This window comes from Vibrio sp. 10N.222.52.C3 (assembly GCF_041474195.1).
GTDB lineage: Bacteria > Pseudomonadota > Gammaproteobacteria > Enterobacterales > Vibrionaceae > Vibrio > Vibrio crassostreae_C.
Genome location: NZ_JBFRTQ010000204.1, coordinates 1 through 920 on the forward strand (window position 1 = coordinate 1; position 920 = coordinate 920).

General features: G+C 44.5%; 2 protein-coding genes. One reads left to right on the top strand and one right to left on the bottom strand.

The window, feature by feature from the left end:
• The first annotated feature begins 107 nt into the window (after positions 1–107).
• Positions 108–347, top strand: coding sequence for a PAS factor family protein (locus AB4517_RS22115; RefSeq protein ID WP_004733935.1), 240 nt, complete (start codon positions 108–110; stop codon positions 345–347).
• A gap of 145 nt (positions 348–492) precedes the next feature.
• On the opposite strand, the gene AB4517_RS22120 is transcribed toward AB4517_RS22115, so the two are convergent.
• Positions 493–920 (bottom strand): methyl-accepting chemotaxis protein (locus AB4517_RS22120; protein ID WP_372150005.1); only part of this gene is annotated, 428 nt, incomplete at its 5' end.

The following is a 920-nucleotide window of genomic DNA, read 5'->3' on the forward strand; positions in this document are numbered from 1 at the left end:
AGATTGAAAAGATAAATACATTAATAATATTGTATGACTTATGTCACAGTAAAAGAATACGAAAAGATTATAAAATAAGCGCCTCCCACTTAATGATAAAGAGACGAATGAACACTACCACCACTCTTGTTTATGACACTTTGAAAAGCCTTGCTGCTCACGCTCCTGAGCAACATGCCGAGATTCGCCAGCGTTTATATGAGCAGTTGAGCCTGCCATTTAACAAGCAGCTCTCGTTATACGCTAATGTGCTTGGTCCTATCAGCTCAGGTAAGTTAGCGGGATGCGACAATATTGATAAAGCGGTTGAACTGGCACTGGATGTGCTGGAAGGCCGAAATAAGTAGTCCCCCCTTTAATACGTAATATAACGGCCCAGATCTTCCCCCAGATCGGGCCGTTTTTTTATTCTCGTCATTTATCTATTTGAATTTCAGGCACAAAAAAGGCGTAGATGATCCACGCCTTTTGTTTTAGTAAGTTCTATGTTGTTTATGAAGTCTTGAACTGCGCGACCGCTTGGTCCATATCGTTCGCTTGCTCTGCTACCTTGTCCACTTCAACTAAGCAATGCTGCGCCGAAGCGTTATTGTCGTTCGAGATAGTGTTCAGCTCAGTAATTGAGTCACTCACTTGCGCCATTACTGCGCCCTGCTCTTCAATCGCTGAAGCAATACGTTCTGAATTACCTTGGATGCTTTCCATGTCGCTCAAGATAAGTTGCAAGCTCGCATCCAGCTCTTCCGAATCTTTCAGCGTTAGTTGACCTTGTTGATTACACTCGCCAATCTCTGCCATCGACGCCTGCATCTGGCTTTGAATTGCACTCACCACTGAAGTTATCTCTGTGGTCGATTGATGCGTTCTGCTTGCTAGTGCGCGTACTTCATCGGCAACTACCGCAAAGCCACGACCTTGTT